At 73.7% G+C, this 13,395-nt stretch carries 11 protein-coding genes; 3 read left to right on the forward strand and 8 right to left on the reverse strand.

Translation table 11 applies throughout. The features are described from left to right. Positions 1-5: 5 nt before the first annotated feature. From HZZ00_RS32815 to HZZ00_RS32835, 5 genes are all read right to left on the reverse strand, one after another. Positions 6-1,526 (reverse strand): aldehyde dehydrogenase family protein, encoded by a 1,521-nt coding sequence (locus HZZ00_RS32815; protein WP_180329770.1) that lies wholly within the window; start codon positions 1,524-1,526, stop codon positions 6-8. Positions 1,527-1,840: 314 nt separating this feature from the next. Next, positions 1,841-2,830 carry a malate dehydrogenase gene (locus HZZ00_RS32820; RefSeq protein ID WP_070026234.1) on the reverse strand — a complete coding sequence of 330 codons (990 nt, stop codon included), beginning with the start codon at positions 2,828-2,830 and terminating at the stop codon, positions 1,841-1,843. Between the two features lie 319 nt (positions 2,831-3,149). Further along, a complete protein-coding gene (locus HZZ00_RS32825) occupies positions 3,150-4,409 on the reverse strand; it encodes a DUF2690 domain-containing protein (RefSeq protein ID WP_180329771.1) in 1,260 nt (419 codons plus the stop codon). A 223-nt stretch (positions 4,410-4,632) separates the two neighbouring features. Then, the gene (locus HZZ00_RS32830; protein ID WP_374028572.1) at positions 4,633-5,127 is read right to left on the reverse strand and encodes a DUF3017 domain-containing protein; all 495 of its coding nucleotides are present in this window, start codon (positions 5,125-5,127) and stop codon (positions 4,633-4,635) included. A gap of 46 nt (positions 5,128-5,173) precedes the next feature. Beyond that, positions 5,174-6,028: a bifunctional methylenetetrahydrofolate dehydrogenase/methenyltetrahydrofolate cyclohydrolase gene (locus HZZ00_RS32835; protein WP_180329773.1), complete on the reverse strand. Its 855-nt coding sequence runs from the start codon at positions 6,026-6,028 to the stop codon at positions 5,174-5,176. 253 nt (positions 6,029-6,281) lie between these two features. On the opposite strand from HZZ00_RS32835, the gene HZZ00_RS32840 reads away from it, so the two are divergent. Next, positions 6,282-6,809 (forward strand): hypothetical protein, encoded by a 528-nt coding sequence (locus HZZ00_RS32840; protein ID WP_180329774.1) that lies wholly within the window; start codon positions 6,282-6,284, stop codon positions 6,807-6,809. Positions 6,810-7,072: 263 nt separating this feature from the next. Here the strand turns inward: HZZ00_RS32840 and purH are convergent, their stop codons facing one another. Together purH and purN are read right to left on the reverse strand one after the other, a co-directional pair. Beyond that, positions 7,073-8,635, reverse strand: a complete 1,563-nt coding sequence (gene purH, locus HZZ00_RS32845) for a bifunctional phosphoribosylaminoimidazolecarboxamide formyltransferase/IMP cyclohydrolase (protein ID WP_180329775.1) — start codon at positions 8,633-8,635, stop codon at positions 7,073-7,075. After that, the gene (gene purN, locus HZZ00_RS32850; RefSeq protein WP_070026239.1) at positions 8,632-9,261 is read right to left on the reverse strand and encodes a phosphoribosylglycinamide formyltransferase; all 630 of its coding nucleotides are present in this window, start codon (positions 9,259-9,261) and stop codon (positions 8,632-8,634) included. Before purN ends, purH begins: the two co-directional genes overlap by 4 nt. 281 nt (positions 9,262-9,542) lie before the next feature. Here purN and HZZ00_RS32855 point away from each other — a divergent pair, with 281 nt between their 5' ends. Then, on the forward strand, positions 9,543-10,412 hold the full coding sequence (locus tag HZZ00_RS32855; protein WP_180329776.1) for a hypothetical protein: 870 nt from the start codon (positions 9,543-9,545) through the stop codon (positions 10,410-10,412). Between the two features lie 46 nt (positions 10,413-10,458). On the opposite strand, the gene HZZ00_RS32860 is transcribed toward HZZ00_RS32855, so the two are convergent. Next, complete coding sequence (locus tag HZZ00_RS32860; RefSeq protein ID WP_257586030.1) at positions 10,459-12,186, reverse strand: DUF6350 family protein; 1,728 nt, start codon at positions 12,184-12,186, stop codon at positions 10,459-10,461. A gap of 113 nt (positions 12,187-12,299) precedes the next feature. Between HZZ00_RS32860 and HZZ00_RS32865 the strand changes: the two genes are divergently transcribed. After that, positions 12,300-13,376: a sigma factor-like helix-turn-helix DNA-binding protein gene (locus HZZ00_RS32865; protein WP_180329777.1), complete on the forward strand. Its 1,077-nt coding sequence runs from the start codon at positions 12,300-12,302 to the stop codon at positions 13,374-13,376. Positions 13,377-13,395: the final 19 nt, after the last annotated feature.

Here is a 13,395-nt window from a genome sequence, read left to right on the forward strand (position 1 = left end):
CGGGCTCAGCCGGCGAACCAGCGCACCGGTGCGGGTGCGAGGTTCTGGTAGACGTGCTTGGTCTCCCGGTACTCGGCGAGTCCGGCGGGGCCCAGCTCGCGGCCGGTGCCGCTCTTGCCGAAGCCGCCCCACTCCGCCTGCGGCAGGTAGGGGTGGAAGTCGTTGATCCAGACGGTGCCGTGGCGCAGCCGGGCCGCGACGCGCCGGGCCTTGCCCGGGTCGGTGGTCCAGACGGCGCCGGCGAGGCCGTACTCGGTGTCGTTGGCGAGGCGGACGGCCTCGTCCTCGGTGGTGAAGGTCTCGACGGTGAGCACGGGTCCGAAGACCTCCTCCCGGACGACCTTCATCTCCCGGTGGCAGGCGTCCAGGACGGTCGGCTCGTAGAAGTAGCCCGACGCGGGCCGCTCGGGGGCGGGTTCGGGCCGCTTGCCGCCGCAGCGCAGTACCGCGCCCTCGGCGAGCGCGGAGGCGACGTACGCCTCGGTCTTGGCGCGCTGCTGCTCGGAGACGAGGGGGCCGACCTCGACACCGGCCTCGGTGCCGCGGCCGATCCTGATCCGCTGGGCGCGGCGGGCGAGTTCGGCGACGAAGCGCTCGCGCACCGACTCCTCGACGATGAGCCGGCCGCCGGCCGAGCAGACCTGGCCGCTGTGGATGAAGGCCGCGTTGAGGGCCTGGTCCACGGCGGTGTCGAAGCCCTCCTCGGTGGCGCAGGCGTCGGCGAAGACCACGTTGGGGTTCTTGCCGCCGAGTTCGAGGGCGACCTTCTTCACGGTGGGGGCGGCGGCCTGGGCGACCTTGGTGCCGCTGACCAGTCCGCCGGTGAAGGAGACCAGGTCGACGCCGGGGTGCTCGGCGAGCCGGGCGCCGACGGAGTGGCCGGGGCCGGTGACGATGTTGGCGACGCCCGCGGGGAGCCCGGCCTCGGCCAGCAGCTCGATCAGCGCCACGGTGGTCATCGGGGTGATCTCGCTGGGCTTGATCACGAAGGTGTTGCCGGCCGCGAGCGCCGGGGCGATCTTCCAACTGGCCTGCAGCAGCGGGTAGTTCCAGGGGGTGATCAGGGCGCAGACGCCGACCGGCTCGTGCACGACCACGCTGTGGACGTCGGGCGACCCCGCGTCCACGACCCGGCCGGGGGCCTCGGCGGCCACCAGGTCGGCGAAGTAGCGGAAGGCGTCGGCGACACAGTCGATGTCGACGCGGCCCTCCTCCACCGTCTTGCCCGCGTCCTGGGCCTCCAGCCGGCCGAGGGCTTCGCGGTCGCGTACGAGGAGGTCGGCGACGCGGCGCAGCAGGGCGGCGCGTTCACCGACGGGGGTGCGGGGCCAGGGCCCCTCGTCGAACGCCTGCCGGGCCGCGGCCACGGCGCGCTCGGCGTCCTTCTCGTCACCCTCCGCGACCACCGCGAACGGCCGGGCGTCCGCCGGGTCGAGGATCTCCCGGGTCGCGCCGGAGATCGCCGCCAGCCATTCGCCGCCCGCGTGGATGGTCTCGTGGGCCTGTCGTGCCGTTCTGTCCGCCATGATCGGTGTTGCCTTCCGTTACCGTTTCGCATCCCTGCGTCACCCGGTGACCGGGGTCAAAGACCGTGGCCGCCTGCCCATGGCTTTTGGTTTGCATGCGGAATCGGTGACCGAAAGTGCGCGGCGTCACTAAAAAGGCGGTGGAAAACAGACAGAAACGGGTATCGGGGGCGCTGCGTTCGGTCCATGGCCCCGGTACAGCCGGTGGCGACGGCGGCGGCCCCCGGAAGGCGTCCTCGCCGGAACGCGCGTGGGCCCCGCTCCGGAGGAACCGGAGCGGGGCCCACGGGGGAAGAACCCGGGACGGACTGCCGTCAGATGAGGCCGAGGGCGCGGACCGCCTCGCGCTCCTCCGACAGCTCCTTCACCGACGCGTCGATGCGCGCACGGGAGAACTCGTTGATGTCCAGGCCCTGGACGATCTCGTACTTGCCGTCCTTGGTGGTGACCGGGAAGGAGGAGATCAGGCCCTCCGGGACGCCGTAGGAGCCGTCCGACGGGATGCCCATGGAGGTCCAGTCGCCCTCCGCGGTGCCGTTGACCCAGGTGTACACGTGGTCGATCGCGGCGTTGGCGGCGGAGGCGGCCGACGACGCGCCACGGGCCTCGATGATCGCGGCGCCGCGCTTGGCGACGGTCGGGATGAAGTCCTCGGCCAGCCACTTCTCGTCGTTCACGACCTCGGCGGCGTTCTTGCCGGCGACCGTCGCGTGGAAGATGTCCGGGTACTGGGTGGCGGAGTGGTTGCCCCAGATGGTGAGCCGCTTGATGTCGGCGACCGAGGTGCCCGTCTTCTTCGCCAGCTGCGTCAGCGCCCGGTTGTGGTCCAGACGGGTCATCGCGGTGAACCGCTCGGCCGGTACGTCCGGCGCCGCCGCCTGCGCGATCAGCGCGTTGGTGTTGGCCGGGTTGCCGACGACCAGGACCTTGATGTCGTCCGCGGCGTGGTCGTTGATGGCCTTGCCCTGCGGCTTGAAGATGCCGCCGTTGGCCTCCAGCAGGTCACCGCGCTCCATGCCCTTGGTGCGCGGGCGGGCGCCGACCAGCAGGGCGACGTTGGCGCCGTCGAAGGCGACGTTCGGGTCGTCGGTGATGTCGATGCCCTGGAGCAGCGGGAAGGCGCAGTCGTCCAGCTCCATGGCCGTGCCCTCGGCGGCCTTGAGGGCCGGGGTGATCTCCAGGAGGCGCAGGCGGACCGGAACGTCCGCACCCAGCAGCTGGCCGGAGGCGATGCGGAAGAGCAGGGCGTAACCGATCTGGCCGGCCGCGCCGGTGACGGTGACGTTCACGGGAGTGCGGGTCATGGCGTTCTCCGTATGACAGCTGGCGGTGGGGCGTCCCTGCCCCGGGCGGATGATCGATCTCTTGGTATCAAGAGAGATCCACCGGTCAGGCTATCGCGCATCCGGCATGCGAGACGTGCCGGGCCCTGTGGCTCACCCCACAGAGGGAGGTACGAAAAGGCGGCCGCCCGTCCGGAGAGGGGGGACGGAGACGGCCGCCGGGGGGTACCGGCGCACCGGTCTCCCGTGGGGGGGTATCCGAGCGCGTGCCCAGGATCGGGCCGGGCATGCGCACCGGAGGGAAATTCATCCGTTCGGCTCCCGCGGATGTGCCGGGCCGTCACTTCGTGCAGGCCGTGCGGCCGGAGGCGAGGGCGGCGCACGCCTTCGCCTCGGCCGGGTCGCGTACGGCGATCATCGGGGTGTACGCGATGGTCTCGCCGACGGCGGTGATCTCCCCGGTCTGCCGGGCCGTGCCCTTGACCCCGGTGACCTCGACCTTGTCGCCGGGCACGGCGTTCGTGATGCGGCCCCACGCCGTGCCGCAGACCTTGCTGTAGCGGACCTCCAGGGTGGTGGCGCCGAGCGACACGGTCTGGGCGGTGGCCACCTGGTCGCCGCTGCACCCCATGGTCTCGGCGTCCTTGCCCACGCAGTCGGAACCGGCGCACCGGACCCCGGGCGGCAGGCTCTCCTTGGCGCTGATGGTCGGCGCCGGACGCGCGGCGGCCTTGGCGTGCCCGGCGCCGTGCTTCCCGGTGAAGTGGAAGACCCCGAGGATCACGAGCAGCACGGTGACGAACCCGGCGAGGAACATCAGCGCCGGCTGCCGGTACCCGGCGGCGCGCGACGTCCCGGAGGGCGATCCGGCGTCCGGGCCCTGGGGGTTCGGCCGGCCGGGCGGCGTGTGCGGGCCGTGGGCCCCGGGAGGGGGCGGAGGGCCGACGGGGTTCAGGGGAGCCGTCGTGCCGACAGGGCCGGCCGGACTCGTGGGGCTTGCGGTGATCGGGCCGCGCGGAGCCTGCGCGGGGATCTTCGGCCACCCGCCGCTCTGCGTTCCGGGCCCCTCCGCGCGTCCGCCGTCCCATGTTCCGGTCACCTGCGGCCATCCGCCGGACCGCGCCGCGGTTCGTGACGAACCCCGGCGCCCGGCCGAGGAGTCGCGGGCGTCGGCCTCCGCGGCCGTCGGCTGGGCCGGGATTCCCGGGGAGGTGCCCCGCGGGCCGTCGAGGGCGGCGACTCCCTTGGACGCGCGGGTGGACGGCGCGCCGGAGTCACCGGACGCCGCGAAGACGCGCAGCGCCTGTGCCGTGTGGTCGAGCCCGGCTTCCGTCCGCCGCCAGGCGCGTTCGGCCAGCTCCCACATGGTGACGATCGGGGCCGGACTGGCCCCGGCGGCCTCGGCGAGCGCGACGGCCGCCCCCTTGGGCGCGAGGAGTTCACCGGCGAGGTAACTCTCCCAGGACGACCGGCCGTAGCCGGTGCGGTCGGCGAGGTCCGCGACGTGCAGACCGCCGAGGTCCACCAGCCAGCGCAGCTGGTTGACGAACTCCTTGATCTCCGGGTCGAGTTCTTTCGGCAGGGTGTTCCAACGAGGCATCGACTTCCCCCCTCATCCCCACTTTGTCACGTATCCCGAACTGTCCACACATCGGCACCGCGAGGGCACGGAGAGGCAGCGCGCGGTCACCGTAGCGGAACGGTCACTTCCGTGCCACAGCGCGAAGACAGCCGTTGATCAGGCCGTTCGGCGCGGGCGAGGGTGTCTCGGGCGGCGGTTCGTCCCGGCTCGGGGGAGGGGGCGAACCGCCGTTGCGGTGGCCTTACCTGGTCACCGTGGAGTGCAGCGTGTCCTTCAGGAACGGGATCTCCAGCCAGGGTTGCGGCTGGGCCATCAGCGCCAGCAGGACGATCACCAGGCCGAGGACGCCGTAGGTGCTGATGTCGGTGAACCGGGAGCGGACGGCGAGCATGCCGACCCCGGGCAGCATCCAGCGCAGCACCGCGCCGGCCAGCAGCCCCACGCCGATCAGCAGGATGCCGACGCGGAACGCGTCGAGCGCGGTCACCAGCAGGCCGAGCGCCACCGTGCCCAGCACCACCAGCAGCGGCCACTGCCGCGCGGGCGCCGGGGCGGCACCGGACGCGGCCCGGCCACCGCCCTCGGGCCGTGCGGTGTCCCTGGTGAACAGCGGGAAGCGGCGGGTGACCCGGCGCGGGCGCCCCTGTGCGTCGGGGGCGCTGATCGCGTCGCGGACCGTCTCCTCCGGCAGGCCGTCGCCGTCCGCGCTCGCGCGCTCCACGCTGTCGTCGTTCACGGTCGCCTCGCTCGCGGTCGCGGTCGCGTCACCGCGGCGGGTGTCGTCAGCCGGCACTGCGCTCCGCCGCCTCGACCACGTTGACCAGCAGCTGGGCCCGGGTCATCGGACCGACACCACCGGGGTTCGGGGAGATCCAGCCCGCCACCTCGGCCACGTCCGGGTGGACGTCGCCGACGATCTTGCCCTCGGCGTTGCGGGAGACGCCGACGTCGAGGACGGCCGCGCCCGGCTTGACGTCCTCGGCGCGGATCAGGTGCGGGGAGCCGGCCGCCGCGATGACGATGTCGGCCCGCTTGAGGTGGGCGGACAGATCGCGGGTGCCGGTGTGGCACTGGGTCACGGTGGCGTTCTCGCTGCGGCGGGTGAGCAGCAGCGGCATCGGACGCCCGATGGTGACGCCCCGGCCGACGACCACGACCTCCGCGCCCTTGATCTCCACGCCGTGGCGGCGCAGCAGGGTGAGGATGCCGTTGGGGGTGCAGGGCAGCGGGGCGGGCTCGTTGAGCACCAGGCGGCCCAGGTTCATCGGGTGCAGGCCGTCCGCGTCCTTGGCCGGGTCCATCAGCTCCAGGATGCGGTTCTCGTCGATGCCCTTGGGCAGCGGCAGCTGGACGATGTAGCCGGTGCAGGACGGGTCCTCGTTCAGCTCGCGGACGACCGCCTCGATCTCCTCCTGGGTGGCCGTGGCCGGCAGCTCCCGCTGGATGGAGGCGATGCCCACCTGGGCGCAGTCGCGGTGCTTGCCCGCGACGTACTTGCGGCTGCCGGGGTCCTCCCCGACCAGGATGGTGCCGAGTCCGGGCGTGACTCCCTTCTCCCTCAGCGCCGCCACGCGGGCGGTCAGATCGGACTTGATCGCGGCTGCGGTGGCCTTGCCATCGAGAATCTGGGCGGTCATACCCCCATCCTCCCGGATGACCGCCCCGGGGTTCCAATCCGGGTCCGGGTCCACGCCGTTGTGATCACGGATGTTGCACTTGCACAACACCCGCAGATTACGGCTGGACAAGTCACTATCCGGTCAAGAACGATGAACACCACAGTGCAGCGGGCAGCTCATCGGGGGGACGGACCGCATCTGTAGAAACTCTCCTCCGTGCAGTGCCGCGCCTCGTCCCCGCACTCGGAAAAGCAACGGAGGAACACCGACCATGAGCTACGGCGACCCGAACAACCCCTACGGCGCTCCGCAGGGCCAGCCCCAGCAGCCCGGCTACGGCTACCCCGCCGCGCCGCCGGTCCAGCAGCCGTACGGCGCCGCCGCCCCGATGACCACCATGCCGGGCAAGGTCAACGCGGCCCGCGTGATGCTGTGGGTGATCGTCGCCCTCCAGGTCATCGGCGTGGCGCTGTTCGCCTTCTCCGCCGTGGCCATCAACAAGGCCAAGAGCGACAACTCCCTGCCGGGGCTGTCCGATTACCCGGTGGGCGTGATGTGGGCCTTCGTGGTGCTCGCGCTCGCCTGGCTGGTGTGGGCGGCCGTCCTGGCCGTGAAGTTCTCCACCGGCGGCAACGGTCTGCGGGTCACCACGCTGGTCTTCGGCATCGTGACCGCGGTCCTGGGCATCTACCCGTTCGTCGTGATCGTCGGCATCTTCCACATCGTGCTCGGCATCCTGATCGCCTGCTTCGTCGGCGGCGCCGACGGCAAGGCCTGGTTCAACCGCGCCCGCTACTGAGCCACCCCGGCGCGGCGGAACGCCTCGCGCCACTCGGCATTCCGGGGCCGTGTCCCATCCTTCCGGGGGGGGCACGGCCCCGGTGCGTCGCCCCCTTCGACCGCGAGCGGCACCGGGAACCGTGCCCGGACGCCTCGCTCGTTCACATGGGGGAACGGTGAACACGGCCGGCGCCGCGCTGTCCGTCGCGCCGCCGCCCTGATCCCCGGCTCCACGGACGGTCCCCGGCCCCCTCGCAGGAGGAGACCGGGGACCGTCGCGGCTCAGTGGAAGAAGTGGCGCGTGCCCGTGAAGTACATGGTCACGCCCGCCTTCTTGGCGGCCTCCACGACCTGCTCGTCGCGGATGGAACCGCCGGGCTGGACGATCGCGCGGACGCCGGCCTCGATCAGGATCTCCGGGCCGTCGGGGAAGGGGAAGAAGGCGTCGGAGGCGGCGAAGGAGCCGCGGGCGCGCTCCTCACCGGCCCGCTCGACCGCCAGCTTGCAGGAGTCGACGCGGTTGACCTGGCCCATGCCGACGCCGACCGAGGCGCCGTCCTTGGCGAGCAGGATCGCGTTGGACTTCACGGCGCGGCACGCCTTCCAGGCGAACGCCAGCTCCTTCAGCTCGTCGGCGGACAGCGCCTCGCCGCTGGCCAGCGTCCAGTTGGCGGGGTCGTCGCCGTCGGCCTGGAGCCGGTCGGTGACCTGGACCAGCAGGCCGCCGTCGATCTGCTTGGCCTCGACCTCGCCCGCGGGCGCGCCGGGGGCCTTCAGCACCCGGATGTTCTTCTTCTTGGTGAGGGCCTCCAGGGCCCCCTCCTCGTAGTCCGGCGCCACGATGACCTCGGTGAAGATGTCCGCGACCTGCTCGGCCATCTCCCGGCTCACCGGACGGTTGACCGCGATCACGCCGCCGTACGCGGAGACCGGGTCGCAGGCGTGCGCCTTGCGGTGCGCCTCGGCGACGTCCGCGCCGATCGCGATGCCGCAGGGGTTGGCGTGCTTGATGATCGCGACACAGGGCTCGGCGTGGTCGTACGCGGCACGGCGGGCGGCGTCCGTGTCCGTGTAGTTGTTGTACGACATCTCCTTGCCGTGCAGCTGCTCCGCCTCGGCCAGGCCACCCGTGCCGTCCACGTACAGCGCGGCGCCCTGGTGCGGGTTCTCGCCGTAGCGCAGGGTGTTCTTGCGCTCGTGGACGGCGCCGGTGAAGTCCGGGAAGCCCGAGTCGTCCGCGGGGGCGTAGTCGGCGGCGAACCAGGAGGCGACGGCCACGTCGTAGGCGGCGGTGTGGCGGAAGGCCTCGGCGGCCAGCCGCTTGCGGGCGGCCAGGTCGAAGCCGCCGTCCTTGGCGGCCTCCAGCACGTCGGCGTACCGCTCGGGGCTGGTGACCACGGCGACCGAGGGGTGGTTCTTGGCCGCGGCGCGGACCATCGAGGGGCCGCCGATGTCGATCTGCTCCACGCACTCGTCGGCCGAGGCCCCGGAGGCGACGGTCTCGCGGAACGGGTAGAGGTTCACGACGACCAGGTCGAACGGCGCCACGCCCAGCTCGTCGAGCTGCGCGCGGTGGCTGTCCAGCCGCAGGTCGGCGAGGATGCCCGCGTGCACCTTGGGGTGCAGGGTCTTCACCCGGCCGTCCAGGCACTCGGGGAAGCCGGTCAGCTCCTCGACCTTGGTGACGGGGACGCCGGCGGCGGCGATGCGGGAGGCGGTGGACCCGGTCGACACCAGCTCGACACCGGCCTCGTGCAGCCCGCGTGCCAGCTCTTCCAGGCCGGTCTTGTCGTAGACGCTGACGAGCGCCCGGCGAAGGGGCCGCTTGTTGCTCTCGGCGGTCACTGGATAACTACCTTTCGTCCCTCAATGCGATAGCCGTTGCGGGCGAGCCGCCCCACGACCTCGACGAGCAGCCTTCGCTCGACTTCCTTGATGCGCTCGTGCAGCGCGCTCTCGTCGTCCTCGTCCCGGATCTCCACCACGCCCTGCGCGATGATCGGCCCGGTGTCGACGCCGTCGTCGACGAAGTGGACGGTGCAGCCGGTGACCCTGGCGCCGTACGCGAGCGCGTCACGGACGCCGTGGGCGCCGGGAAAACTGGGCAGCAGGGCCGGGTGGGTGTTGACGAACCGCCCGCCGAAGCGCGCGAGGAACTCCTTGCCCACGATCTTCATGAACCCGGCCGAGATCACGAGGTCGGGCTCGTACGCCGCCACGGCCGCGGCCAGGGCGGCGTCCCACTCCTCGCGGCTCGCGTGGTCCTTGACCCGGCACACGAAGGTCGGCAGCCCGGCCCGCTCGGCGCGGGCGAGCCCCTCGATGCCGTCGCGGTCCGCCCCTACGGCGACGATCCGCGCGCCGTACGCCTGCGCGCCGGTGCGCTCGATCTCGTCCAGGAGCGCCTGCAGATTGGTGCCGGATCCGGAGACCAGCACGACGAGGCGCTTGGCCACGGGGTTGGCGGCCACGGTGGGGCCCTTTCTCAAGAAACGATCTGTGCCGTCGGCGGTTTGTGCAGTCGTACGAATGCTTCGCGCCCCGGGATACGGGGAAGTCTACGAACCGGCCGACCGCCAGCAACGATACCGGCACCGCGGACGGCCCCCACGGGACGGGTGCGTGGCCGGGAGGTAGCGTTCGCAGGGAATCGCGAGGGGCAGCCTCGGGAACGCGGTCGACATGCGGCGCGTTGACGAGGTGGAAGCTCACGACGACCAGCCGTGTTGATCTAGGGGAAGACGCTCTTTTGATGCCCGTCCGCAGCCTGCGACTCCTCACGTTCCCGCCAGACTCGGCCCCGGGGGGAGCGCGCGCCGGCGTGCTGCTGCGCGAGCGGCCGTCGACCCCGCCGGACGCCCCGCGGGGCGGGGCGGGGAACACCGGGGGCGACTCCGGCGAGGGCCGGGACCAGGGCCCGCGGGGTGGCGGCGGACGGCAGGACGACAACCCGTTCGCGCCGCCGCCGGAGGGTGCCCCGGACCGGCCGTGGCAGCCCCGGCATCCCGGCGGACAGGGCGGGCCCGGCGCGGGTCAGGGCGGGCCCGGCGGGCAGCGGGGCGGCTCCCCGTGGGGCAGCCAGTGGAGCGACCGCCAGCCGGGGCGTGCGCCCGGCGGCTTCGGCGAGCGTCCCGGCTCCGGCCCGCAGGGTCCCGGTGGACCGGGCGGGCAGGGCGGTCCGGGCGGCGGCCCCGGCGCGGGCATGCGCTGGGACCCCACGGACCCGGTCCAGCGCCGGGCGCGCTACGCGCTGCTGTCCGGCATGTGGGCCGTCTTCTTCGTGCTGTTCGGCTGGCCGTACGTGGCGCTGCTGCTGGGCGCGCTGGCCCTGTACTGGGGTGTCAGCTCGCTGCGCGCCAAGCCGCGCACCCCGGCCCCGGACCAGCCCAGGCCCGCGCCCGCGCCCGCGCCCGCAGGACGACCGCAGACGACGGCGGCCGTCGGCGGCCTGGTCACGGCGGCCCTCGCCCTGGTCCTGGTCGCCTCCACGTTCACGGTCCAGTTCGTCTACCGCGACTACTTCACCTGTGTCGACGACGCCCTCACCCACGAGGCCAAGCAGTCCTGCCAGACCCTGCTGCCGCAGCAGCTGCGCGGCATGCTGAGCGCGGGGAACGAGTAGCCCGAGCGCCCAGGGCCCGCCCCCGCCCCGCCGGGCGACCGTCCCGTCAAGGGGCCTTGTCCGGCCGGGGAGTTGCGGCGTCTTCGCCGGTTCCGGCCTCTCGGGGATTCCCGGTCTCTCGGAGCGTTGCGGCCCCTTCGGGGGTTCCGGCGGTTTCGCCGGTTCCGGCCTGGCGGTTCTCGTCCTTTCGGGGAGCCTCGTCCTTTCGGGAAGCGTCGTCCGCCGGGTTCTCGGCAGGATCGGGCGTGGCCGCCTGGCGCAGGGCGCGGTCCAGGTCGTCGCGCAGTCCCGGGACGAAGGGTTCGGCGGGCAGGATGTCGTACCCCTCCTCCGCGGCGAGGGTCGGGTCCCGGACCGGCTTCGGCGGGGTGACCGGGGTGTCCTCGCGCCGGGCCCTCGGGCCGGTTCCGGCCCCGGTCCGGCTCTTCGGCCTCGCCTCCGGGGCGCCGGCCGGGGGTCTCGGCGGCGTCGCCCCGGCCGGGGCGGTTCCCGCCCGCCCCCGCCACAGCCGCCACGCCCGGACGACCAGGGCCGTCGGCAGCCCGAACAGCGCGGTCCACGCGCCGGCCGCGGGTCCGGTCAGCCACCACGGCGGGCCGAACCGGGACAGCGCGGCGACGCCCATCGGGCCGCCCGCCAGCGCGGCGAGCAGGGTCAGCAGCAGGGCGCAGACCGCCGCCGTCAGCAGCGCCACCCCGGCGGTGCGTCCCGTCCGCCAGCGGCGCGGCCCGCGTACCGCCGCCCGGGCCACGAACCACCCCGCCACCATCGCGGCCACCGCCGGCAGCAGCCCGGCCGCCCAGTTCAGCCGCGTCCCGGGGCCGGCGTCCGGGACCGCCGCGAGCAGCGGGAACGGCGGCAGCAGCGGGGCCGGGTCGGAGGCCAGCGGGTGCACCGGGTGCCCGGCGCCGAGGACGAACCCGGGGCCGAGGGCGTAGGACGCGGCCCACACGGAGGCGTTGGGGACCAGCGCCATGCCGAGCAGCAGCACCGCGAACCGTCCCGTCCAACCGTCCGTCAGCTCCAGGAAGGAGGCCCGCGCCGCGGCTCCGTGCCACACCATCGAGGCGGCCACGAGCAGCGCCCCGCCCCCGGTCAGCACGGCCGTCGCCGCCGCGGCGGCCCGTGCGGCCGTGCCCAGCCGCGCCCGCGCGTCCGTGCCGGACACCGCGCGCCGCACGGGCCCCGGCAGCACCTTGCGGGCCCGCAGCAACGGCTGGGGCGGGTATCCGTGCGCCGACCAGACCCCGGCTCCGGCCCCGGCCACCGCGACCAGCGGCAACCACACCGTCACCCCGCCCCAGGAGGGGCGCAGTTCGCCGCCGGAGCAGTAGACGGTGGCGGCGGCGCCGACGCCGAGGTAGCCGATGACCACGCCCAGCCATGCCGTGCGCGCCGGCACGGGCGGTGGTCCGTCGGGGTCGGCGGAGGCGTCCGTGGCGTACCGCCCGGCCCGGTACAGCAGCCACACCGGCAGTGCGAGGAGGAGCAACGGGGTTACACCAACGGGAAGTTGGGCGCCCGAGACGGTGCCGGTGCGGACCAGTTCGACGCCGTGCGCGAGCAGCCAGAGCGCGGCGGCGATGTGCAGCGCGCCGCCCGGACCGCTGTCGGGGTAGGGCGAGCTGATCCACAGGCCCAGCACGAGCACGGTGAGCGCGCCGAGGCCGAGCCCGGCCGCGACCACGCCGTTCAGCAGGCTGGCGGACAGGCCGGGCGGACGGTCGCGCAGCCGGGTGGACAGCGGGGTGAGCGACGGTCGGCGATCGGTCATCTGGGTCACGTCGCCATGCTCCCAACGACACGCGCTTTCCCGGCGTAACAGGTGAACCACCGAAGTGTCGCTCAATATATGTTTATGTCACTTATCGTACGAAAGGGTGCACGGTGACCACGCAGATCTCCGCCAGCCCGCTGCCACCGCCCAAGGAACGCCGACGCCTGCGCCGGTCCCGCACCATGACGCACGCTCAGCTCGCCGCACGCCTCGGCGTGGGCCGTGCCACGGTGCGCGCGTGGGAGTCCGGCCGCCGGGACCCGACCGGCGCCGAGGGGCGGGCGTACACCGAACTCCTCGCCTCGTTCGCCCGGCCGACGGACCCCCGGGACGACCCCGGAAGGACGAGTCCCGGCGCACCGGACGGGGACCCGGATCCCGGCCCCGAACCGCTGACGCCCGCTCAGGCCTTCGACGCGCTCTACGCCTTCTGCGCCCCGGCCCTCGTACGCCAGACCTATCTGCTCTGCGGGCGCCGCGAGCTGGCCCGCGAGGCGGTGGAGCACGCCTTCCAGCAGGCGTGGCAGCGCTGGCCCGAGGTGGCGCGGGACCGGGATCCGGCCGGCTGGGTGCGGGCGGTGGCGTACGACTGCGCGCTCTCGCCCTGGCACCGGTTCCGGCCGCGCCACCGGCACCCCGAGCCGCCGCCCGCCGATCCGGCCGACCGGGAGCTGCTGCACGCGCTGCTGAGACTGCCGCCGTCCTACCGGCGCACACTGGTGCTGTACGACGGTGTGGGCCTCGACCTGCCGGAGACGGCGGCGGAGACGGAGGCCAGCACCCCGGCGGCGGCGAACCGGCTGACCCATGCGCGGGAGGCCGTGGCCGCGCACGTCCCCGAACTGGCCGACACCGCTCTGCTGCACCGCCGGCTCACCGAACTCGCCTCCCGGGAGCGGCTGCGCGCCTCCCGTCCCCCGACGGTGCGCACGGTCGGCGAACGCCGCAACGTCTTCTGGACCCGCGCCGCCATCGCCTTCACCGTGACGATCATCGGCGCGACGACGCTCACGCTGCGGACCGCCCCGACCCACTACGAGCCCCCCATCGCCCCCGCCCGGGCCGTCCAGGGCGTTCCCCGGCCGGCCCCGATGGGCCCGTTGTCCCGCGCCGAGCAGCTGCTGCGCGACAAGCTCCGCCAGGACTCGGCCGCGGGACCGGACCGGGTCGAGCCGACACCCCGGTGAGCCCCGCTCTGCGCGGCCC

Source organism: Streptomyces sp. NEAU-sy36, assembly GCF_013423905.1.
In the GTDB taxonomy this organism is placed as follows: Bacteria; Actinomycetota; Actinomycetes; order Streptomycetales; family Streptomycetaceae; genus Streptomyces; species Streptomyces misionensis.

Coding starts and splice junctions, on each gene's coding strand:
- HZZ00_RS32815 (WP_180329770.1), bottom strand. CDS start 1,526: ATGGCGGACAGAACGGCACGACAGGCCCACGAGACCATCCACGCGGGC.
- HZZ00_RS32820 (WP_070026234.1), bottom strand. CDS start 2,830: ATGACCCGCACTCCCGTGAACGTCACCGTCACCGGCGCGGCCGGCCAG.
- HZZ00_RS32825 (WP_180329771.1), bottom strand. CDS start 4,409: ATGCCTCGTTGGAACACCCTGCCGAAAGAACTCGACCCGGAGATCAAG.
- HZZ00_RS32835 (WP_180329773.1), bottom strand. CDS start 6,028: ATGACCGCCCAGATTCTCGATGGCAAGGCCACCGCAGCCGCGATCAAG.
- HZZ00_RS32840 (WP_180329774.1), top strand. CDS start 6,282: ATGAGCTACGGCGACCCGAACAACCCCTACGGCGCTCCGCAGGGCCAG.
- HZZ00_RS32855 (WP_180329776.1), top strand. CDS start 9,543: ATGCCCGTCCGCAGCCTGCGACTCCTCACGTTCCCGCCAGACTCGGCC.
- HZZ00_RS32860 (WP_257586030.1), bottom strand. CDS start 12,186: ATGACCGATCGCCGACCGTCGCTCACCCCGCTGTCCACCCGGCTGCGC.